Annotated in this window: 1 protein-coding gene; it reads left to right on the top strand. The window is 38.6% G+C overall.

Going from position 1 to position 241, the window contains the following annotated elements:
• The coding region (locus SB724_RS21595; protein ID WP_410573099.1) for a lantibiotic dehydratase at positions 1-241 on the top strand (241 nt) is incomplete at both ends.

Consider the following 241-nt stretch of genomic DNA (forward strand, 5'->3'; position numbering starts at 1 on the left):
GATATAGCCAAAAATGGGAAAACACCAGACGAACTTATACAGATGTTGAGCCGAGGGGAAACTACTCAGGCCGATGCTGCAGAATTTATCAATGAGCTTATTGAAAACCAAATATTGGTAAGTCAATTAGAACCCAATGTTTCCGGAGATGATTTTTTGAATATCATTATTCAAATCTTAACGGAGCTGGAACTAGAAACAGAAGCGGGTATTTTGAGGTCCATACAACGAAAGCTTGAAG

It is taken from the genome of Bacillus sp. SIMBA_031 (assembly GCF_046535225.1).
Classification (GTDB): domain Bacteria; phylum Bacillota; class Bacilli; order Bacillales; family Bacillaceae; genus Bacillus; species Bacillus velezensis.